Here is a 21166-nt window from a genome sequence, read left to right on the forward strand (position 1 = left end):
TTTAGCAGAGTGACGATAAACGCCAAAGAAAGCAAGCTATGCGAGTCAGAGCGCCACAACTTCCCCAAAACCAAGCTTGGCTGAATGTAGAGCATCCTCTATCACTACAGCAACTGCGAGGTCAAGTCATTATTTTAGACTTCTGGACGTACTGCTGTATCAACTGCTTACACATCCTGCCTGACTTAAAATATCTCGAACAAAAGTACAAAGATAACCTAACACTCATTGGTATTCACTCGGCTAAGTTTGACAATGAGAAAGAAGTTGAGAATATCCGTCAAGCGGTTTTGCGCTACGACATTGAACATCCAGTGCTCGTTGATAGTGGGTTTAAAGTTTGGCAGCAATATGCGGTGCGTGCTTGGCCAACACTAATAATTATCGATCCTGAAGGCTATGTAGTTAATTCCCTATCTGGTGAAGGTCATCGCGATGCTATAGACCAATTAGTTGCGCAGTTGATTGAGAAACACAAGCAAACAGGGACACTCTCAGCACAAGCACTCAATCCTACTCTAGAAAAACAACGCCAACCCTTAATAACACCGTTGGCTTTCCCTGGAAAGGTGTTAGCCACAACATCTAGTTTATTCGTTGCTGACTCTGGTCATCATCGCATTGTTGCGAGCACTTTAGAGGGAGAATTGCGGTATGTAATTGGTACTGGTAAAGCCGGATTACGCGATGGTTCGTTTAGTGAAGCACAATTTTCTAGTCCTCAGGGAATGTCTTTTGATCCTGAAAAGCAATTACTATACGTAGCTGATACGGAGAATCATACAATACGTCGAATCGATGTGCGGCGTCAAGTTGTGGAAACCATCGCAGGTACAGGCGAACAAAGTCGCAATATTCAACCGCATCAACAAGGTGCTGGCTTAGCAACTGCGCTTAATTCGCCTTGGGATGTGCAACAAGTAGGCAATTCTTTATTTATCGCGATGGCTGGTTCGCATCAAATTTGGGAGTTACAACTCGAAACATTGGCGATCGCCACTTATGCTGGTAGGGGTGCAGAAGCTTGTATGGATGGTACTCTAACAGAATCAGCTTTTGCTCAACCTAGTAGTATCACCACTGATGGTAAAAACTTGTATATTGCCGATAGTGAAGTTAGTTCGATTCGTCAAATCAATCTAGAAGATTCACGCGTCACAACTGTATGTGGTAGCGGTGATTTATTTGGCTTTGGCGATGTTGATGGCGTAGGGGCAGAAGTACGTCTACAACACTGTCTGGGCGTAGAATATTTCCAAGAACAACTGTGGATTGCTGACACTTACAACCACAAAATCAAACGTGTAGACCCGCGAACAGGTACTTGTCAGACTGTGCTAGGAGTTGCGGTGGGCGATCGCAGCAACAGCAAAAATGCTCAATTCTCTGAACCTTCGGGGCTAAGTGGGATAAATTGCTTTCTCTTTGTTGCTGATACAAATAATCATGCGATTCGATGCATACACCTTGACACGTTAGAAATCACAACTATGCGTTTTCCGAACTTATGTGCTCCAGACTTGTGTTTTCCTCCTGAAAAAATCTAGAGAGTATCTATGCTTCCCCATGAGAAAAATCAAAAAATTAACTGTCAAATATGTTTCGCCACTATGTGTTTCCAAGCACATCTTGAGCTTTATGTTTGCTCGAACTATTACAGTGCGCGGTAAAACCTTTACGCCATAACAAAAAAATTAAATCTCCTACCTCAAACCTATGCATTGAGATAGGAGAATTTGTAGTACAAGGGATTGTTTGATAGCTGTTGTGATGACTGTATGTAAATTTTACAAAGTACGTTGTTAGGCTAGGAGTTACTTCTGTTGAGTTTCTGCTTGATTTTGCATACGCGAAACAACATTATAATCATCTGCCCCGGCTGGAGTTCTAGACTCTACAATACCTTCAGTAGGACCGCCTACAGCTTTCCATGCGGGTAGTCCACCTTTGAGTTCTGAGATATGCTCAAACCCAGCAGCGCGTAGTTGCTGTGCTGCTTGCGCTGTTTGTTCGTCAGTTTCGCCGTAAACATATACGTCACGGCTCTTAGCGAGTGAGCTTTCAGCACGCTCTACTAATTCTTCCATCGGCATGGACATCGCACCCATAATATGACCGTCGTTATAGGTATTGCGATCGCGTATGTCTAAAATAGTAAATGCTGGCTCGCCCCATTCTAGACGCGACTTCAGTTCGTGGACGTTAGACTGCGAGTCAATAGGTGGCTGATCTGGGATAATACCGCCTAAAGGATTGTTCATACAAGGTTCCTCTCTTTTCTGCTCATTCGCAATTTATCAAGTAATACAAACTATACGATCTTTCTTTAGAATGAACGTTTATAATATCTTTCTTTAGGAATAGTTTAAATCTTCAATTATACCCCGTGTTAATTTTTATTAAAAATCTGTGCTGCGGTTGATTTTTTGTACATCTTGCAGAAGATTCAGCTTAGTTAGAACGACGAGCGCGTTTAATTAAATAAAATCAATAATTAATTCTAAAATGATATGGTAAATATCTAAAATAATTTTTTTTAAGTATTTTTAGTTGATTGTTGATCCAAGAAAACCTTCAATCGGAATTGAGTTAAATTGTTAGTTAATCAAACACTGGATTATATGTTATCCAGTATTTATACTTTACCAGAAGAAGTTATTAATTTAATTGCTGCGGGAGAAGTCATAGACTCGATAGCAGCGGTTGTTCGCGAATTAGTAGAGAATTCTCTCGATGCTGGTGCAACGCGGATTGTTGTAGCTTTGTGGACACAGCAATGGCGCGTACGAGTTGCAGATAATGGTTGTGGAATGAAACTGACAGATTTACGGCAAGCCGCAACAGCACACAGTACAAGTAAAATTCGCAGCTGTGACGATTTGTGGAAGATTACTAGCTTAGGGTTTCGCGGTGAAGCGCTACACAGCCTAACGCAATTAGCAAACCTAGAAATTATGAGCCGTCCAGCCCTAACTAGTGAAGGATGGTACGTCCGCTACGATGCGGGAGGAAAAGTCTTAGAAGCAGCAACAGCGGCGATCGCGCCTGGTACAGTTGTTACCGTATCAGACTTATTCGGCAATTTACCCAACTACCGCGAAGGATTACCTGCGATCGCACAGCAGATGAAAGCGGTGCAAAGTACAATTCAGCAGATTGCTTTGTGTCACCCGCACGTGACTTGGCAAGTTTGGCAAGACGATCGCGAGTGGTTCAACATCAGTGCTGGCAAAACCTCTCAACAATTATTACCGCAAATGCTTCGTCAAGTGCGTGTCGGTGATTTACAAGAATTGACAGTCGAAGTTCCCAACCCAGATACTTCACCTACTGCAACACGCGCTTTTCTCAACTTAGTTTTAGGCTTACCCGATCGCTGTCATCGCCATCGTCCCGATTGGGTGAGAGTTGCTGTCAACGGACGTAGAGTAAAATTACCAGAACTTGAGCAAACCATAATAACTGCAACAGCAAGAACATTACCGCGCGATCGCTATCCGATATGTTTCTTGCATCTTCAAGTTGCGCCTAATCATGTCAATTGGAACCGCCACCCTGCAAAAGCAGAAATTTATCTGCATCATTTAGAGTATTGGCAAGAAAAAGTTACACAAGCTATTGAACAAGCGTTACGCATTCATCCTGAAACGATTCCTGAATCTTTACATAACTCACGAGTGAGTAAATTAATTAAAGCTGCTGAAGCTACTAGTGGTTACCACTATAACCGCCAAATTCAAAACACTAAAGTAGAATCTCATAATAGCTGTCCTCCTACTTACATCCTCAAAGCTGTTGCACAAGTCAACAATACCTATATCGTGGCAGAACATCCGGGAGGATTGTGGTTAGTCGAACAGCATATTGCACACGAACGTGTTTTGTACGAACAATTAGTCGATAATTGGCAACTTGTGGCATTAGAGCCGTCAGTGATTTTAAATGCTCTTTCGCCAGCACAGCGATCGCAACTCGAACGGATTGGGATAGAAATTGAGCCTTTTGGCGAACAAATGTGGGCAATTCGTAATATTCCAGCGATGTTACAAGCACGCGATGATTGTGCTGATGCATTATTAGAACTTAGCTTAGGTGGAGATTTACAAACGGCACAAGTAGCCGTTGCTTGTCGTAGTGCAATTCGCAATGGTACAGAGTTAACTTTAGAAGAAATGCAGACGCTTTTAAACCAATGGCAACGCACGCGTAACCCGAGAACTTGTCCGCACGGACGTCCTATCTATTTATCTTTAGAAGAATCAGCTTTATCTCGTTTCTTCCGCCGTCATTGGGTAATTGGTAAAAGTCACGGTATTTAATTTCTTAAACTTTTTGCCATATAAATATCGGGTTTCCCTACACCATTTGCATCGGGCATAACTCCGACAATGACAAATCCTAACTTTTGATAAAATTCGTAAGGATGACCGCGTAAATTTTTGATATTAGCAATGTGTTTCCACACATTAGGATACAGATTAATGTCTGATAGTGACGTCATGTTATCTTCGTCATCTGTACCTAACCAAAGTGTTAAACCACCCCGTTCCCTTACTTTATTTTCTAAGTCTAAAACAAGTGCGCTACCAATTCCTTGATGACGAAACTCGCTACGAACAACTAAAGGGTGTAGTTCCCAAACATTACCACTGTATTGACTTATTCCACCAATCCAGCCTAAAACTATACCGTTTTTATCTACTGCAACACGACTAATTCTATCTGATGTTAATGATTCTTGAACTTCTTGAAAAGCGCTATCAAAGGTTGTCCAATGTTCTTTAAAAGAATCAACTAATAAAATTGCTACTTGCTCTAATACATCTCGACCAGCACCATTTAAGTTAATAATTCGCATTACCTACAAAAGAATGGCTATTCTAATTACTAAGTAAAATCAGCGCGAAATTGATTAACAACTCGGTCTAAACCTATCGAATGTGCAGCTTTAAAAAGGATTCGATCGCCTTCTGTAGCAATCTCTCGCAACCGTTCAATGATACCTTCGTGGCTAGAAAAACATTCTACCGAAACACCTGTGGCATTTTGGGCAATCGCTTGTGCATCTTCACCGTCAATGAAAACCATCAATAAATCAATCTTGAGTTGAGCGACTAAGTTTCCTACTTCTTGGTGCAACTGCCGCGATCGCTCTCCCAATTCTTTCATTGCACCCAACACAGCAATTCGTCGCCTTCCTGGTGTTTCTGCAAGTAAATGTAACGCTGCTTTCATTGCTTCTGGTGCAGCATTATAACTCTCGTCTAAGATTATCACATCGTTTGGTAATTCATAACGCTGCGATCGCCCACTCGGCATATCGACTACTAAACCCTTAGTTAAGCATGACCAATCGATTTGTAAAACCTGAGCAACTGCCAAAGCTGCCAGAAAATTAGCCGCATTGTGTCGTCCTGGTAGCGGTAAAGTGAATTCTCTGCCATTAACAATGATACGAGCGTCGATAATTTCTCCACAAATATCTCCGCCTTCTAAGCCGTAAGTAACAGTTTGACCTTGCCAAACCGTTGCCGCAGTTTTCATAAGACGAGAGTTATCGTGATTGAGAATTGCTACCGCAGAATTTGCCATTTCCGCTAACAATTCGCACTTGGCTTCTGCGATCGCTTGTTCTGAGCCTAATCTTTCAATGTGGGCAGTTCCCACGTTTGTAATCACCCCAATTGTCGGACAAGCTATTTGCGTTAGTAGAGCAATTTCACCTTTTGCCCGCATTGCCATTTCAACGACTGCGTAATCGTGTTCTGAACCAAGTTCTAATAAAGTTTTTGGAACACCAATTTCGTTGTTATAATTTGCTTGAGTTTTGAGAACAGAGCCTTGTGTGGCTAAAACGGCGGCAATGAGTTCCTTGGTTGTTGTCTTGCCAACCGAACCTGTAATTGCAATCACCGGAATAGAAAATTGCTGACGCCACCAATGCGCAATTTGTTGGTAAGCTGTTAAAGTATTTTCTACTTGTAGAAACGGTATTGATTCAGTTGGTGATTGAAAGTCAGAATCAACGATCGCCGCGATCGCTCCTTTTTCTATTGCTACGGATACAAAATTATGACCGTCGAATTTCTCTCCGCGTAGAGCGACGAAAATTTCGCCTGGTTTTATAGTGCGGGTATCTGTATTAATACCTATAAACTGCGCGTTGACCTCAGTATTGGGTAAAACCGGTTTAGCGGCTAAAACTTGAGTCAATTGATTTAAAGTACCACAACAAGGCATAGGTACGAATTATAGAGAGATTCAGCGTCAGAGGAAATTTCCCTGTTCTTCACTTTACAGCGATTTGTGGCGATAAAGTTTTAAGGTTGTTCTCAATCAAGTTACTAAACATTGCCATCTTAGCTTGTGAATTTAACAGTAGTTGACTTTTGGCATCAATACTAAAGTCTTTTCCTGGAACGAAACCTTTGTTAATTAACTGCTTGTAAAAATGTACCAAAAAAGTATTTTGAATTTCTTGATAGATATCCGCGGGAAGAAGATGGTTGACTGTCCACAATACTGAGTTGGGATCAAACCAAAGTACGCGCTCGATGCTAATGATAACTATCCCAGCGACTGCTTCGGTGGTAAGTTGAGCTTTGAGATGACTAATTAAAGCTTTCCCTATCTGCGAATTTTGGGTCATCATTGCCATTGCCAATTTGGCGATTTCCCTTTCCAACTCTACGCAAGTCATACCCTAGGTTCCTTCTGTAGCACAAATAATAGTTCAGATAAGTATATCTAAAGAAGGATAAAAATGTACCTTAGGGTAGATGAATTATTTGTTGACCGTTATTGGGTATGACCGAGCCAAAAGCACTAACTTGCGAGCTTAGGACAATAGGCTAGCTGTGATGACACTAAATATGATGCTGCTGATGCGTATCGGAATTAGGAACGTCTCTTTCAATCAGCGCGATCGCGACTAAGCCAATACCAGAAATAGCAATCAATATCAAAGCAGATGCTAGGTAGGCGTTTTTGACCATCTCTAAAGCAGTTTCAAACAAAATGTATGTTGTCATAACTTTTTTACTCACCTTCAGGCAATCAATAGTGCTTATTTATTTCTCCACACTATTGCTGTTAAATTCCACAGAGAAATTACCAACTCTGGTTTCTTAACAATTTGTTACACCTGTAATTATACGCCTAAGAGCTTTTCTTTTCAAAAAGATTGTTTTTTCTGACAAGATTGGGAAAAATGTATTTAATTACACTGTTTTTCCCAGCTAAATATGAATGTCTTTAATACTATGACAAATTAATTCATCTTAGCGTTGACTTCTCGTGGGGTGTCTACCACAAATGCTTCTTAAGTTTCGCGCAAATTGCAAGTTAAACGTAAACCAAGCACTTTTCTAACGTAGCGACAACTGATTGCGAAAGCGCAGAAAAATCATAACCACCCTCTAAACCAAAAACAACTCTACGGGTTATCTGTAAACAGTATTCTGTAAATTTGCCGTAATCTTGAGGTTGTAATGCAATCTCTGCTAGGGGATCAGCCGCATTTGCATCGTATCCCGCACTAACAATCAGCAGGTCGGGTTGAAAGCTAGATAAAAATGGCATCACCTTTGCTTCAAACAAAAGTTGATAGGTTTCCATGGTACTACCAGGCGACACGGGTAAATTTAAAACATTATTGAATTTACCTTGCTCAGATGCGTGTCCTGTACCAGGATAACAGGGAGATTGATGCAGCGAGCAAAAAGCGATTTGAGGATGGTTTTCAACGATCGCTTGAGTTCCATTACCGTGATGCACGTCCCAATCGAGAATAGCGACGCGGTTGATATTAGGTTGTTCTAGCGCGTAATGTGCGGCGATCGCTGCATTTGAAAATAAACAAAATCCCATACCGCGATCGCTTTGGGCATGATGTCCTGGAGGACGTGTCAGCACAAAAGCTGGGTTTTGAGTTACTAAAACGCTGTTAACGCCGTCTAGCCATGCGCTGACTGCTAATAATGCCACGTCGTAGCTGCGGGGTGAAACGGGCGTGTCTGGTTCTAGATAACCGCCACCAGTACTAGCTATATAGCGAACGAGGTTTATGTATTCTGACGCGTGAATTTGCTCGACAAGCGTTAATGCTGGTGATTCTGCTACTGGAGTTGGCGACCGCCATTCTAATTTGTGGGCAAAATCAGCTTGTTTGAGAGCAGTTGCGATCGCGCTTAAACGTCCTGGTGTTTCTGGATGGAATCGTCCGGTTTTGTGTTCGAGAAACTCGTCAGAATAAATGATTGGCAGCATATGGCAAGCGGCGATAGAATCCTCGATCAAATTTTATCCTTACTCCTCGCGCTTCCAATCGCTTCTTTCTTCCATCGAGTCATCGATTGTGGGCGGTGTCATTGCCGGATTATTCATCACTTCTTCTGTAGACAACTGCTGCATCGTATCGTCAATTGCTGGCGGATGCTTAATTTTGTCTAACACTTCGGGTGATAAGACGTCTTCTGGTCGTTCGTTTTCTGCCATAAGAATTCTTTGAATTTACACACGCCTCAGTGTAAGTTACGCGCTGAGATCGCACACACTACCTTCAGACTTAAATTTCCAGTTTGTGAGTTGATGAGATTGCATAAGTGCGATCGCGAATGAACTTGCGCCCCTCGCACGTCGTAGGGCTTTAGCTTCCCCACAGAGTGTAGGGAAAATGTGCTAAAATTGTAGCATGATTTAACAAATATTCAGCAGTAAATTGGAATAATTTGGCATTTTTCCACTTTAACGACTGATAATGTCAGATTTTTGGAGTTTTTCACAATATGACAAGCTCTCAGGATAGGATTATCCCGACTGATCTGCGTAATGAGATGTCGCGGTCTTACCTAGAATATGCGATGAGCGTTATTGTAGGTCGAGCACTGCCAGATGCCAGGGATGGTCTGAAACCTGTGCATCGTCGCATCCTCTATGCAATGCATGAATTGGGCTTAACGTCGGATCGCCCTTTTCGGAAATGTGCCCGTGTCGTTGGGGAAGTTTTAGGAAAATATCACCCGCATGGTGATGGTTCGGTGTATGACGCACTTGTGCGTATGGCGCAGGATTTTTCCATGCGACTGCCATTGATTGATGGACATGGAAATTTTGGTTCAGTAGATAACGATCCACCAGCAGCAATGCGATACACCGAATGTCGCTTGCAAGCCTTTACAGGTGATGCTCTGCTACGAGATATTGAATCAGAAACAGTAGATTTTATCGATAATTTTGATGGTTCGCAGCAAGAACCGATAGTTTTACCAGCACGCGTTCCGCAACTTCTTCTGAATGGGGCTTCTGGAATTGCCGTTGGGATGGCGACGAATATTCCGCCGCACAATTTAGGTGAGTTAATCGATGGATTAGTTGCGTTAATTCGCAATCCAGAAATTACAGACAATCAATTAATGCAGTATATTCCTGGTCCTGATTTTCCTACAGGAGGACAGGTATTAGGAACAGGAGGTATTCGCGAAGCTTATACAACTGGGCGCGGTTCAATTACCATGCGTGGTGTAGCGAACATTGAAACTATCGAACAACGCGGACGCCCCGAACGCGAAGCCATTGTGATTACTGAACTGCCGTATCAAACGAATAAAGCCGCGTTAATCGAACGTATCGCGGAAATGGTGAACGAAAAGCGGCTAGAAGGCATAGCAGATATTCGCGATGAAAGCGATCGCGACGGTATGCGGATAGTCATTGAACTGAAAAACAATGCTTATCCGCGCGTTGTTCTCAATAACTTGTACAAGCAAACGCCTTTACAAGCGAACTTTGGAGCCAATATGTTGGCTCTAGTCAATGGCGAACCGCAACTACTCACAATTAAACAATTTCTCAATGTCTTCTTAGACTTCCGCATCGATGCCATTAGCCGGAGAACGCGCTATGAATTGCGCAAAGCAGAGGAACGCGATCATCTGTTGCAAGGATTATTGATTGCCTTAGCAAACTTAGACCGAATTATTGAACTGATTCGTCATGCAGCTGATGCACCGACAGCGCGTCACGAACTCATTGAAAGTTATGGTTTATCAGACGCCCAAGCAGATGCCATCTTGCAAATGCAGTTGCGGCGACTCACAGCGCTAGAAGCTGAAAAAATTCGCCAAGAACACGAAGAACTACAGCTACAGATTGCCGATTTGCGTGACATCTTAGCACGGCGCGAACGTGTCTTGGAAATTATTGAAAATGAAGTCACGCAGATTAAAGCAACGCATGCAACACCGCGGCGAACAGTGATTGAACCAGATGAGGGCGAAATTGGCGATACGGACTTAATTGCCAACGAGAAAGCTTTAATTCTGGTGACAGAACAAGGTTACATCAAACGAATGCCCATCGATGCTTTTGAGGCACAAAGTCGGGCTACTCGCGGAAAAGCCGCAACGCGGATGAAAGAAGACGACGGAATTGAGCATTTCTTAACGTGCTGCGACCACGATAGTGTTTTATTCTTTAGCGATCGCGGTGTTGTCTATTGCCTCAAAGCTTATCAAATTCCGATCGGTTCGCGCACAAGTCGGGGTACGCCGATAGTGCAGATGCTACCGATTCCCAAAGATGAAAAAATTACCTCGGTAGTTCCAGTTAACGAATTTAGTAGTGACGAATACCTCGTCATGCTGACACGCGGAGGCTACATCAAAAAAACTGAACTCAGCGCCTTTAGCAACATTCGAGCAAACGGCTTAATTGCCATTTCCTTAGAGGAAGGCGATCAGCTGCGTTGGGTACGACGCGCTCGTGTCGAAGATAGTATTATCATCGGTTCGCGCTATGGTATGGCAATTCATTTTAGAACCGACCACGAACAATTACGTCCTCTCGGTCGAGCAACACGTGGCGTCAAAGCAATGAAACTGCGCGAGGGAGATGAACTGATCGGTATGGATATTCTTCCTAGTTCAGTATTAGCAAACCTCAATGGCAGCGTTACCGCAGATACTGAAGCAGAAGATGAAGATGAAACCGAAGAAAACTCTGAATTGCTCGAAAACGGGACTCAAGGACCGTGGGTACTAATTGTAACGATGGGCGGTTACGGTAAGCGCGTACCTGTCACGCAGTTTAAATTATATAATCGGGCAACTAAAGGCAAGATTGCAACCAAGTTCAAATCACGCAAAGGCTTCAAAGACCAACTTGCAGCGTTGCGAATTGTCAATGAAGATGATGAGTTAATGATGGTGACAAGTCGCGGAATCATCATTCGTCAAGCTGTTAAAGCTATATCGCCGCAGTCGCGTTCGGCTACTGGCGTCCGCGTGCAACGTTTAGATGAAGATGATGCGATCGCAGCTGTTGCTTTAGTTCCACCTGATGTTAGCGATGCAACTGAGACAGAAAATTAAGAGCTAACCAATCAGTAAAATGCCGATTGTCAAAACAAAATTGAGTAAACAACACCAGAGGTGGACATTAGCCACCTTTGGTTTTCCTGCTTTAGCCAGTGGTATTTTCATGGGGTTAACCGTCGCCCCTGTCGAAGCATGGTTTTTAGCATGGATTGCCTTAGTTCCCTTGTGGGTAATCGTGGCATCTTCCACAACGCGAAAAACCAAATTACTCTCAGCTTTACTGTGGGGAATCGGGTATCACGGTGTCGCTTTATCTTGGATTACCGGCGTTCACCCGATGACGTGGATGGGAGTACCTTGGCTTGCTAGTATTGCGATCGCGCTATTTTGTTGGACTGCAATTACGCTGTGGGGCGCAGTTTTAGTGACCATTTGGGCTGCGTGTATGACAGCGTTTAGTCGAGGTGTGGGAACATTCACCCGCGTTCTCATTGGTGTTGCGTTGTGGTGTGGTTTAGAAAGTTTATGGAGCTTAGGACCTTTATACTGGTCTTCGCTTTCTTACACTCAAAGTCCGCACAACTTAATTATTCTTCATCTCGGTCAAATTTCTGGTGCTCTCACTGTCACAGCTGCGATTGTTGCGATTAATGGCTTACTCGCCGAAGCGTGGATGAGATACCAAAGGTCAGGAATTGGGGGTCAGGGATCAGCGCTCTTTGCTAGCAGTTGTTTACTCTTTGTAGTGTTGCATCTCGTTGGTTTTGGTTTGTACAGTCGTCCGTTGGTACAGCCTCCAGAGACTGCTTTAAGAGTAGGAATTATCCAAGGTAATATTCCCAACACAATCAAACTTTATCCTGAAGGCTTGCGAAGGGCGATCGCAGGTTACACCGAAGGTTACATTACGCTAGCCGAACAAGGAGTTGAAGCAGTTTTAACACCCGAAGGTGCTTTACCTTTTATGTGGAGTGAAGTACTGCAAACTTCTATCTACTCAGCTGTCAAAGAAAAAGGCGTCACTGCTTGGATCGGTGCATTTGGCGAACAAGGACAAAATTATACAAACAGCTTATTTACTCTTACTGGTGACGGCACAGTTTTCAGTCGTTACGACAAAGTGAAATTAGTACCAATTGGCGAATATATTCCATTTGAACAAGTTTTAGGTAGAATTGTTCGGCGGTTATCGCCACTAGAAGCAAAGCAGGTAGCAGGTGCGCCAGATCAAGTCTTTGATACCCCGTTTGGACGCGCGATCGCGGTTATCTGTTACAGTTCGGCGTTTCCAGAACAATTACGTTACCAAGCCGCAGCCGGCGGACAATTTATCCTCAGTGCTGCAAACAATGCGCACTACAGCCCTTCAATGCCCGCACAACACCATGCTCAAGATACCATGCGCGCCATCGAAACCGATCGGTGGGCAGTACGCGCAACCAACACAGGCTACTCAGGTATCGTCGATCCTCGCGGTAGAACAGTGTGGATATCTGGCATAAATACTTACGAACTACACGCAGACACAATTTATCGACGTACCACACAAACTTTGTACGTCCGCTGGGGAGATTGGCTGACACCTTTACTACTAGGATTAGCTGTAATATCTAAATTAACTTCTCTGCCAATCAGCCAAAAATAAAACCTCCTCTTAGCTTTACTCTTTGTGGTTGTACTAATTCAAAAACTCTTGAATACAACAAGCTAACATTTTCGGCTGCTCTAATTGTGGTACGTGACCGCAATTTTTTAACCAAATCAACCGAGAATTTGCGATTGCCCGTTGAAATTTCATTGCATCATTCACACTCAAAGTATCATCGCGATCGCCCCATAAAATCAGTGTTGGTATATTAATTTTAGAAATTTTATCTACTAAATGATTGTACCCACCACTTTTCATAAAACTCAACATTGCCTCATACCAATAAGGCATATCCAAATGTAACGATGCACATCGGATAGCATCAACTAATTGTGAGGAATTAAAGCGATCCCAAAATAGGGCTTGAAGTTTACGCTGTCGCCAATACTCCACTGCTAAATAATCAAAAGGTGCGAATAAGAATTTACCAATTGGAAAATCACCGCTAAAGCCTACGCTATTAATTAATACTAACTTTTCAACCGCTTGCGGATAATCAAGCGCGAAATCAATAGCTGTAGCGCCTCCCATCGAAGCACCAATCAGTATTAATGGTCGATCAATCAATTTCCAAAAGCTATAAAGGTGGGCTTTGATTGAGGCTGGATTATAATCAATTCCTCTAATTCTCTCAGTAAAACCAAATCCCAGTAAATCAATCCCCCAAGTTTCATAGTTTTTAGCCAGTAACGGTAAAAGATAGCGAAATTCTAGTACTGAACTATCAAATCCATGCAAAAGTAAAATAGGCTTACCCGTACCTTGACGTACATAAGCTGTTGCGATCGCCTGTGGACTCAACGGAGTTACAATCGACTTACGCTCAATACTTTGGGCTAAAACAATTGCCGCATCTTCCTTAAGCAACTGTACTTGAGATGGTAAAAAGGCGGGAAACATACCGTTAGACAACTTTAACTTGGCTCGCAGCTTTTATTGCTTTTGCTCGTGCTACTCTTACATTCTCACCTTTAGCTAAAGCAACTCCCATGCGTCGTCCTGGGCGTGTATCTGGCTTACCAAATAAACGTAAATCAACGTCTTTTTCTGCTAGAGCATCAGTAACACCAACATAAGAAACCGTATCGGCGTATTCATTAGCTAAAATGACTGCACTTGCAGAAGGTGCTAACAGCTCGATATGCGGTATTGGTAATCCTAAAACAGCCCGAAGATGTAACTCAAACTCGTTGAGATTTTGCGAAATTAATGTCACCATGCCTGTATCATGAGGTCTCGGTGAAAGTTCTGAGAAAATGACCTCATCTTTTGTCACAAAAAATTCAACTCCAAAAATTCCTGCACCACCTAAAGCATCGGTAACTTTTTGCGCGATCGCCTGGGCTTCTGCTAACAATTTATCAGTTATTTCAGCAGGTTGCCAAGACTCTTGATAATCTCCGTTTTCTTGCCGATGTCCAATCGCAGGACAAAAAATTGTTGGGGCGTTCCACTGCTTAATTGTTAAGAGAGTAATCTCAGTTTCAAATGAAATAAATTCTTCTACAATAACTTTTTGACTATCTCCTCTAGAGTTTTTTATGGCATAATCCCAAGCTGTTTTAACTTCATTCGATTGATAAACAATTGATTGACCTTTTCCTGATGAAGACATGATAGGTTTAACAACATTGGGAAAGCCAATAGCTTGAGAAGATGTAACTAACTCATCTAAACTAGCTGCATAAGCATATTTAGCAGTACGAATTCCCAATTGTTTATGTGCTAACTCGCGAATGCGATCGCGGTTCATTGTAAAATTTGTTGCCTTTGCCGATGGTATAACTGTAACTCCACGCTGTTCAAACTCAAGTAACTTTTCGGTTCTAATTGCTTCAATTTCAGGAATAATAAAATCTGGTTGATGTTTTTGAACAACAGCTTCTAAATCATCACTATTCAGCATTGAAATTACTTCGCATTCATCAGCTACCTGCATCGCTGGTGCATTCGCATATCGATCGACCGCAACAATATAATTGCCCAAACGTTGCGCTGCAATAACAAATTCTTTACCTAATTCACCTGAACCAAGCAATAAAAACTTTCGTGGCAGTGTTAAACTCATATCAAAACGTCAATCTAAAATTTCTTGTAATTTTTCAAAGAGACTTTGCGTTCTTTGTATCCTATGTGATTCGTTTTCTAATTAAACCGAGCAGCACGTAAGATTAAATTTTGCCGTTGCATATCCGTCAATCCAACACCTTCACCAAAAATACAATTTTCAACTTTAGCACCCTGCCAAATCGTTTCATTTAATGTTGCACCTGTCAAATTAGCGTTTCTCAAGTCTGCGTTTGTAAAATTAGCAAATATCAAATCAGCATCAACAAGACTACTTCCTTGTAAATTAGCGGCTGACAAATTTCCACGAATCAAATTACTACCATCTAAAACTAAGTTTGATAAGTCTGCGCCTTGAAGCTCAGGAAACTTTACGCGACTAGGATTTTGAAAAAAACGCATGACACAGATTATGTTTACCTCACTCAAGCGGATTTGCGTTAAGAAATCAGCATAACGTGCTAAACCAAGCTGCTGAAGTTGTAGTAAACGTTGACAACGGCTTGCTTGGAGAAACTGTTTGCACGTGTTGTAAAGATCTTGAGTCGCAGAGTTCAACATTGTGCTAAAAACAATTAATTTTGTGCATAACTTTCCAATATCCTGCTGAGTTAAGTGCAAAAGTAAGATATGACCGTTAACAAAAAGCCGTTTCTGGGAATGCTACACAATAGCAAGCTTGGCTTAAAGGCTAAAGTTGATGCTAACCCAGGATAGCCAAAGTGCTGGGGCTGGTGGGGGAGGAGACTTAGGAATCAATTGCGCCGCTGTATAAATTATAACGATCAAAAACCAGTGAAGGGATTGGTGGAATGAAGAGGCTACCATTATACGTTGTTTTATTACAAAGTTTATTAATTGTTGGCATTAAACCAGCGATCGCAGGAATTGCGTCGATACCTCCACTATCACAGTCCACTGAAATCCAGAGAGAAGACAACCCTTTACAAAACCTACCACCAGGAGTATGGGTACTTCAAGACGACAAACCGCAACGTCAACCGTTTGTTTGGGTAGTTGAGGATGTCAAAGCAGCACGACAGCCATTTTTACAACCTGTTAAAGACGAAAAGAAACCAAATATTCCCGAAAATATAGTTACAAAAAATACAAATAAGCAAGCTGACTTACAGCCATTTCACGAAGTTGTCAAAAATACGACAAAAGTCGAAGGGTTATATACGCTTTATACACAAAAAGATACAGGCAAAATCTATTTAGAAATTAAGCCGCAGCAGTTAAATAAAAACTTTTTAGGCACGGTTACGATGGAATCGGGTATTGGCGAGCGCGGTATTTATAGCGGAATGCCATTACAAGACTTTCTCTTTTATTTCCGCCGCGTCAATAATAGTTTGCATTTTGTGGTGCGTAATGTCAACTTTCGCACGCGCCCAGGAGATCCGCAAGCGCGATCGCTCGCACGTTCGTTTAGTGATTCAGTGCTTTACGCTTTACCTATCAAAAGCATCCATCCCCAACGCCAAACGATTCTTGTTGATTTAGGCGATCTCCTTTTAAGCGACGTTCCAGGATTATCATCGCAGCTATCAGCAATGCTATCAGTTCCTTATCAACTTGATAGCAAAAAGTCACATTTTGGTGATGCGAAAGCTTTTCCCTTAAACGTTGAAATTGAGTCAGTTTATGGTTTTTCCTCTAGTAACAGCACAAATCCTGCTAATTTATCTACAATACCTGATAGCCGTGCCTTAACTTTGCGCGTTCGCTATAGTCTTTCTGAATTACCAAAAAATAGTAACTACCGTCCGCGTTTAGCTGACGAACGTATCGGTTATTTCATCACAGCTTATCAAGATTTTTCCAGCGACGACCGTAGCGATCCTTTTGTACGTTATATCAATCGCTGGGATCTCGAAAAGCAAGATCCTAATGCACCGTTGTCACCACCTAAAAAGCCGATTGTCTTTTGGATTGAAAATGCAGTTCCCCTAGAGTACCGCGAGGCGATTAAAGAAGGCGTTTTGATGTGGAATCAAGCGTTTGAAAAAGCAGGATTTAAAGACGCGATTCAAGTTAAGCAAATGCCTAACGATGCGAAGTGGGACCCGGCTGATGTTCGCTACAACACCATTCGCTGGATTAATACCGTTGACGGCTTTTTTGCGTTAGGTCCATCTCGCGTTAACCCTTTAACCGGAGAAATTTTAGACGCTGATATTTTGGTCGATGCTAGCTTTGTCCGACGGCTGAAGCACGAATACCGCAACTTAATTCAACAGCACCAAACACAACCAACATCATTACTATCACACATGATGGGGGCTGGAGGTAATCTCTGTACGAATGAGCTACGTCAACCTGAATCAGAACCCAGTTTAGCAAGTGTTGTTGGTATTGCAAGTCCAGTTCCTTCACGTTTGTCGCCGCTATCGCAAATGGCAATCGAATACGATTTGTGTTATGGAATTGAAGCGCTTAATCAGTTTGCGATCGGTTCGCTAGCATTGTCGTTGTTTCACAATACGTCGCCCAACAGCGACCAGATGAAAGAGTATATTCATCAGTATTTGCGTTTGATTATTGCACACGAAGTAGGACACACTTTGGGTTTACGACACAATTTTCGCGGTAGCACGTTGTTGCAACCAGAAGAGTTGAACAATAAAACTGTTACCCAAATTAGAGGGCTGACAACCTCGGTTATGGACTACATTCCGCCTAATTTAGCACCGCCAGGAATGCAGCAAGGCGATTATTTTCCTTCAGCAGTTGGTCCTTATGACATTTGGGCGATTCAATACGGATATACACCAACAAATGCGGCACACCCGATCGCCGAAAAACCATTTTTAGATGAAATCGCGCGGCGTTCCGCACAACCAGAACTCGCCTACGCCACTGATGAAGACTTGTTTGACCTCGATCCAGAAGTGAATGCCTGGGATAATAGCAGTGACGTGTTACGTTACTCGCAGTGGCAATTAGAAAACTCGCGAGCCATGTGGGATCGCTTACACAAGCGTTATCCCAAAACAGGAGAAAGCTACGCGAAATTAAGCGAGTTATTTGATGCAGTGTTCTTGCACTACCTCCGCCATACTTATTACACAACAAAATATATTGGGGGGCAGACTTTCTCGCGCAACCATGCAGGAGATCCGAATGGGAGGCTACCGTTTGAACCCGTACCTGTAGAAAAACAACGTCAGGCGTTAGCCACTTTAGAGAAATACATCTTTGCCGCGGATGCGTTTAAATTCCCACCTGATTTACTTAATAAGTTAGCACCGTCACGCTGGCGACACTGGGGTAGTGATGTCATGCTAGGACGTCTTGATTACCCCATTCACGACAGTATTAACTTAATGCAAAGTTTAGTACTTAAAGAGTTACTGTCAGGCGATCGCTTAGTTCGGTTGCGCGATATCGAACTTAAAAGTCAACCAGGAACTGCGCTCACGCTACCAGAATTGTTCGATACACTACAAAATGACATCTGGACAGAAGTTATTCAACCAGATAGACGTACTGAAATTAATAGTTTGCGTCGTGCTTTACAACGCGAACATCTCAAAATTTTAACTGCAATGGTGTTACGTACTTCTTCTGTACCCGAAGACGCGCGGACGCTTGCTTGGTATAAACTTCGCCAACTGCGCAATCACCTAAATCGCACTCTGTCACGCTCGCATAAGTTTGATGACTATACAAAAGCTCATTTAGAAGAAACGCGCGATCGCATCGAAAAAACGCTCAATGCTCAGATTCAATCGCGATAGCCGCAAGCAGCTAGGGTAGATAGGTAATAGCATAGTGGTTAGTGATGAGTGACTGCGGTGATAAATGTACGAGCAACTAGCCACGAGTTACTAACCACCAACCACATGACTTATCTGCCATCTTTGCTTCAATCGTCAAACCGCCAAGTTTGGTTTCAAGCGATCGGTCGATTGCTCTACCAAACAGGTTACGGATTGATTCAGTTCTACATCCCGCTAGTATTTGTGAAGCAAGTGGGTTTATCTGCAACCGCAGTTGGAATCGGGATTGGTAGCGGTTCGCTTGCAGGTGTTTTAGGACATTTCTTAGGTGGTTATTTAGCCGATTCGCAATATGGTCGCAAAAACACGCTGTTAGTTTCTGCTATCTTATCGCTCCTTGCTGCGTCTGTTTTAGTGCTTACTCATAACTTACCACTGCTGATTGTTGCCAACTTAATCATAGGTTTGAGTGCGGGGTGCTATTGGACTGCTGCTGATGCTGCGACAATCGATGTGACAGCGTCAGAAGAACGTCATCATGCTTTTGCTATTTTAGTTTTGGCAGATAGTCTAGGGAACGGATTGGGGATTTTCAGTGGCGGGTTACTGCTGAGTCTCATTCATCGTATTGAAGCACTTTTTATCTTCGGTGGATTGCTATTTCTTGGTTTTTTAGTGCTAATCCAAGTTGCAATTGTTGAGACACGGCAAGATACTCCAGAGCCTACTAATACGCTGCAAGGATTTGCTGTTGCTTTCAAAGACCAAGTGTTGAGATTGTTTGTGGTTGTTAATATCTTATTTACGACTTATGTTGCTTTAGTAAGCAGTACCTTACCTTTATACTTCACGAACACAAGTTCGCGTCTACTAAGTACAACTGAATCTACACAAACTTCACTCGCCAGTATTGCTAATCTGTTTACGTGGTGTTATGTCGGTTTAGGTGCAGTAATCCAGCTGCCAATTGTCCAAATTCTCGGTTCGTTGTCGAAAGTTAGAGTTTTGATGATTTCCATGCTGCTATGGGGAACTGGATTTTTCCTTGTTTGGGCGACTGGAATTGATTCATCAATACAATTGGCGATAATGATTGCTGCATTAAGTATCTTGTCGATCGCTTCTGTCGTTTATAAGCCCTTTGCTCCTGCCATTGTTGCTGAGTTAGCACCCTTATCCCTACGAGGAGTTTACCTTGCTATCAGCTACCAATGTTGGTCTATTGGTTATTTTATTGGTCCTATTCTCGGCGGTTGGGCAATGGATCAGCCGCCAAATGTAGCGCATCATTCCTGGTTAGTGGTTTCCTTTACTACACTATGTGGAATGCTCTTCTTGTATTTTCTTGCTCGGCGCAAAGATGCTGCGATCGCACCTACAGAAGTGCTTAGTGAATAAATTTGCTGTTAAGAAACATAGTTCACCTACACGGGCTTTAGGTTCACTTAGTTGAAGAAGCCCTAGAGAGTTGAGAAGTATTGCCTCCGATCTCTATCCTCTCAGCTGTAAGCTCTACTATGTTGTTGTAGCATTTCTCTTAATAAGAACTGCAACTAATTTTTCCTCAGATCTCCTCTGTACCTCAGCACCTCTGCGGTCTATTTATAGAAACCTGAAAGCGAAACGGTATTACTCAGGGAATTTGCGATTCCGTACCTCAGCTGCAAAACTTTGAACCGCTTGCACAATCGCTTCACTTAAGTTGGTATATGATTTTGCAAAGGGTGGTTGTTTCTCAGAAAGCCCTAGAACATCAGCTGTTACTAAGACTTGTCCGTCACATTTCGATCCTGCACCAATACCGATTGTTGGAATTGTCAGTTTTTGGCTAATTTGTGCGGCTAAATCGTGGGGAATATGTTCTAAAACGATGCTGAAGGCTCCTGCTTGTTCGAGGGCGATCGCTTCTTGGAGAATTCTTTCTCCAGCTTCTGGTGTCTTACCTTGTTGCCGTAAACCAAGTTGACGTATCGATTGCGGTGTTAAGCCGACATGACCCATCACTGGAATTCCTGCTTGCACTAGGTAAGCAACTGTTGCTGTCATTGCCGGATATCCACCTTCTAACTTTACCGCATGAGCTCCTGTCTCTTTTAAAACTCGTCCGGCATTTCGCAATGCTTGCTGCGGGCTTTCTTGATATGTTAAAAATGGTAAATCAACTACGACCAACGCTTGCTTGACACCGCGACAGACAGCTTTAGCATGGTGCAACATTTCTTCAAGTGTCAGCGGCAGTGTTGTTTCGTAACCAAGGATAACAGATAAAGAATCACCTACTAAAATTATGTCTACTCCAGCGCTATCTAATAGGTGCGCGATCGCATAATCCCACGCTGTCAGCGCTACAATTGCCCTTCCCTGTCTTTTCCACTGAACTAATTGTTGGATATTTACTGCCATATCCGTTT

17 protein-coding genes are annotated in these 21166 nt (G+C 42.7%); 6 read left to right on the forward strand and 11 right to left on the reverse strand.

Annotated elements, in window-relative coordinates:
• Positions 1-38 precede the first annotated feature (38 nt).
• Positions 39-1547 (forward strand): thioredoxin-like domain-containing protein, encoded by a 1509-nt coding sequence (locus B1A85_RS03170; protein WP_104545450.1) that lies wholly within the window; start codon positions 39-41, stop codon positions 1545-1547.
• A gap of 267 nt (positions 1548-1814) precedes the next feature.
• Here the strand turns inward: B1A85_RS03170 and B1A85_RS03175 are convergent, their stop codons facing one another.
• On the reverse strand, positions 1815-2261 hold the full coding sequence (locus B1A85_RS03175) for a rhodanese-like domain-containing protein (protein WP_104545451.1): 447 nt from the start codon (positions 2259-2261) through the stop codon (positions 1815-1817).
• Positions 2262-2621: 360 nt separating this feature from the next.
• Here B1A85_RS03175 and mutL point away from each other — a divergent pair, with 360 nt between their 5' ends.
• Entirely contained in the window at positions 2622-4319 is a 1698-nt protein-coding gene (gene mutL / locus B1A85_RS03180; protein ID WP_104545452.1) for a DNA mismatch repair endonuclease MutL, read from the forward strand.
• On the opposite strand, the gene B1A85_RS03185 is transcribed toward mutL, so the two are convergent.
• The 6 genes from B1A85_RS03185 to B1A85_RS03205 all read right to left on the reverse strand — a co-directional run bounded on the left by B1A85_RS03185 (position 4316) and on the right by B1A85_RS03205 (position 8496).
• Positions 4316-4858 carry an N-acetyltransferase gene (locus tag B1A85_RS03185; RefSeq protein WP_104545453.1) on the reverse strand — a complete coding sequence of 181 codons (543 nt, stop codon included), beginning with the start codon at positions 4856-4858 and terminating at the stop codon, positions 4316-4318. The two genes, mutL and B1A85_RS03185, sit on opposite strands and share 4 nt — an antisense overlap.
• 29 nt (positions 4859-4887) lie before the next feature.
• Positions 4888-6240 (reverse strand): UDP-N-acetylmuramoyl-tripeptide--D-alanyl-D-alanine ligase, encoded by a 1353-nt coding sequence (gene murF, locus B1A85_RS03190; protein ID WP_104545454.1) that lies wholly within the window; start codon positions 6238-6240, stop codon positions 4888-4890.
• A 49-nt stretch (positions 6241-6289) separates the two neighbouring features.
• Positions 6290-6700: a hypothetical protein gene (locus B1A85_RS03195; protein ID WP_104545455.1), complete on the reverse strand. Its 411-nt coding sequence runs from the start codon at positions 6698-6700 to the stop codon at positions 6290-6292.
• Positions 6701-6866: 166 nt separating this feature from the next.
• The gene (locus tag B1A85_RS23805) at positions 6867-7031 is read right to left on the reverse strand and encodes a hypothetical protein (RefSeq protein ID WP_168192336.1); all 165 of its coding nucleotides are present in this window, start codon (positions 7029-7031) and stop codon (positions 6867-6869) included.
• 313 nt (positions 7032-7344) lie between these two features.
• A complete protein-coding gene (locus tag B1A85_RS03200; RefSeq protein ID WP_104545456.1) occupies positions 7345-8268 on the reverse strand; it encodes a histone deacetylase in 924 nt (307 codons plus the stop codon).
• A 39-nt stretch (positions 8269-8307) separates the two neighbouring features.
• Complete coding sequence (locus B1A85_RS03205) at positions 8308-8496, reverse strand: hypothetical protein (RefSeq protein ID WP_104545457.1); 189 nt, start codon at positions 8494-8496, stop codon at positions 8308-8310.
• A 290-nt stretch (positions 8497-8786) separates the two neighbouring features.
• On the opposite strand from B1A85_RS03205, the gene gyrA reads away from it, so the two are divergent.
• On the forward strand, positions 8787-11369 hold the full coding sequence (gyrA, locus tag B1A85_RS03210; protein ID WP_104545458.1) for a DNA topoisomerase (ATP-hydrolyzing) subunit A: 2583 nt from the start codon (positions 8787-8789) through the stop codon (positions 11367-11369).
• 19 nt (positions 11370-11388) lie between these two features.
• Positions 11389-12960, forward strand: a complete 1572-nt coding sequence (lnt, locus tag B1A85_RS03215; RefSeq protein WP_104545459.1) for an apolipoprotein N-acyltransferase — start codon at positions 11389-11391, stop codon at positions 12958-12960.
• Between the two features lie 33 nt (positions 12961-12993).
• On the opposite strand, the gene B1A85_RS03220 is transcribed toward lnt, so the two are convergent.
• The 3 genes from B1A85_RS03220 to B1A85_RS03230 form a co-directional block, all read right to left on the reverse strand.
• Entirely contained in the window at positions 12994-13863 is an 870-nt protein-coding gene (locus tag B1A85_RS03220; RefSeq protein ID WP_104545460.1) for an alpha/beta fold hydrolase, read from the reverse strand.
• A 4-nt stretch (positions 13864-13867) separates the two neighbouring features.
• On the reverse strand, positions 13868-15031 hold the full coding sequence (gene purT, locus B1A85_RS03225) for a formate-dependent phosphoribosylglycinamide formyltransferase (protein ID WP_104545461.1): 1164 nt from the start codon (positions 15029-15031) through the stop codon (positions 13868-13870).
• A gap of 77 nt (positions 15032-15108) precedes the next feature.
• Positions 15109-15591, reverse strand: coding sequence for a pentapeptide repeat-containing protein (locus B1A85_RS03230; protein WP_104545462.1), 483 nt, complete (start codon positions 15589-15591; stop codon positions 15109-15111).
• A 251-nt stretch (positions 15592-15842) separates the two neighbouring features.
• Here B1A85_RS03230 and B1A85_RS03235 point away from each other — a divergent pair, with 251 nt between their 5' ends.
• Together B1A85_RS03235 and B1A85_RS03240 are read left to right on the forward strand one after the other, a co-directional pair.
• Complete coding sequence (locus B1A85_RS03235; RefSeq protein WP_104545463.1) at positions 15843-18773, forward strand: zinc-dependent metalloprotease; 2931 nt, start codon at positions 15843-15845, stop codon at positions 18771-18773.
• Between the two features lie 105 nt (positions 18774-18878).
• Positions 18879-20153 carry an MFS transporter gene (locus B1A85_RS03240; protein ID WP_104545464.1) on the forward strand — a complete coding sequence of 425 codons (1275 nt, stop codon included), beginning with the start codon at positions 18879-18881 and terminating at the stop codon, positions 20151-20153.
• Positions 20154-20384: 231 nt separating this feature from the next.
• Here the strand turns inward: B1A85_RS03240 and panB are convergent, their stop codons facing one another.
• Positions 20385-21158, reverse strand: a complete 774-nt coding sequence (gene panB / locus B1A85_RS03245) for a 3-methyl-2-oxobutanoate hydroxymethyltransferase (protein WP_104545465.1) — start codon at positions 21156-21158, stop codon at positions 20385-20387.
• Positions 21159-21166 lie beyond the last annotated feature (8 nt).

It is taken from the genome of Chroococcidiopsis sp. TS-821, assembly GCF_002939305.1.
Lineage (GTDB): Bacteria > Cyanobacteriota > Cyanobacteriia > Cyanobacteriales > Chroococcidiopsidaceae > Chroogloeocystis.

Bases quoted from the DNA above. Each gene is read 5' to 3' on its own strand.
- B1A85_RS03205 (WP_104545457.1), bottom strand. From the start codon at position 8,496: ATGGCAGAAAACGAACGACCAGAAGACGTCTTATCACCCGAAGTGTTA.
- murF (WP_104545454.1), bottom strand. From the start codon at position 6,240: ATGCCTTGTTGTGGTACTTTAAATCAATTGACTCAAGTTTTAGCCGCT.
- B1A85_RS03235 (WP_104545463.1), top strand. From the start codon at position 15,843: ATGAAGAGGCTACCATTATACGTTGTTTTATTACAAAGTTTATTAATT.
- B1A85_RS03170 (WP_104545450.1), top strand. From the start codon at position 39: ATGCGAGTCAGAGCGCCACAACTTCCCCAAAACCAAGCTTGGCTGAAT.
- mutL (WP_104545452.1), top strand. From the start codon at position 2,622: ATGTTATCCAGTATTTATACTTTACCAGAAGAAGTTATTAATTTAATT.
- B1A85_RS03230 (WP_104545462.1), bottom strand. From the start codon at position 15,591: ATGTTGAACTCTGCGACTCAAGATCTTTACAACACGTGCAAACAGTTT.
- gyrA (WP_104545458.1), top strand. From the start codon at position 8,787: ATGACAAGCTCTCAGGATAGGATTATCCCGACTGATCTGCGTAATGAG.
- B1A85_RS03220 (WP_104545460.1), bottom strand. From the start codon at position 13,863: ATGTTTCCCGCCTTTTTACCATCTCAAGTACAGTTGCTTAAGGAAGAT.
- purT (WP_104545461.1), bottom strand. From the start codon at position 15,031: ATGAGTTTAACACTGCCACGAAAGTTTTTATTGCTTGGTTCAGGTGAA.
- lnt (WP_104545459.1), top strand. From the start codon at position 11,389: ATGCCGATTGTCAAAACAAAATTGAGTAAACAACACCAGAGGTGGACA.
- B1A85_RS03195 (WP_104545455.1), bottom strand. From the start codon at position 6,700: ATGACTTGCGTAGAGTTGGAAAGGGAAATCGCCAAATTGGCAATGGCA.
- panB (WP_104545465.1), bottom strand. From the start codon at position 21,158: ATGGCAGTAAATATCCAACAATTAGTTCAGTGGAAAAGACAGGGAAGG.
- B1A85_RS03200 (WP_104545456.1), bottom strand. From the start codon at position 8,268: ATGCTGCCAATCATTTATTCTGACGAGTTTCTCGAACACAAAACCGGA.
- B1A85_RS03240 (WP_104545464.1), top strand. From the start codon at position 18,879: ATGACTTATCTGCCATCTTTGCTTCAATCGTCAAACCGCCAAGTTTGG.
- B1A85_RS03175 (WP_104545451.1), bottom strand. From the start codon at position 2,261: ATGAACAATCCTTTAGGCGGTATTATCCCAGATCAGCCACCTATTGAC.
- B1A85_RS03185 (WP_104545453.1), bottom strand. From the start codon at position 4,858: ATGCGAATTATTAACTTAAATGGTGCTGGTCGAGATGTATTAGAGCAA.
- B1A85_RS23805 (WP_168192336.1), bottom strand. From the start codon at position 7,031: ATGACAACATACATTTTGTTTGAAACTGCTTTAGAGATGGTCAAAAAC.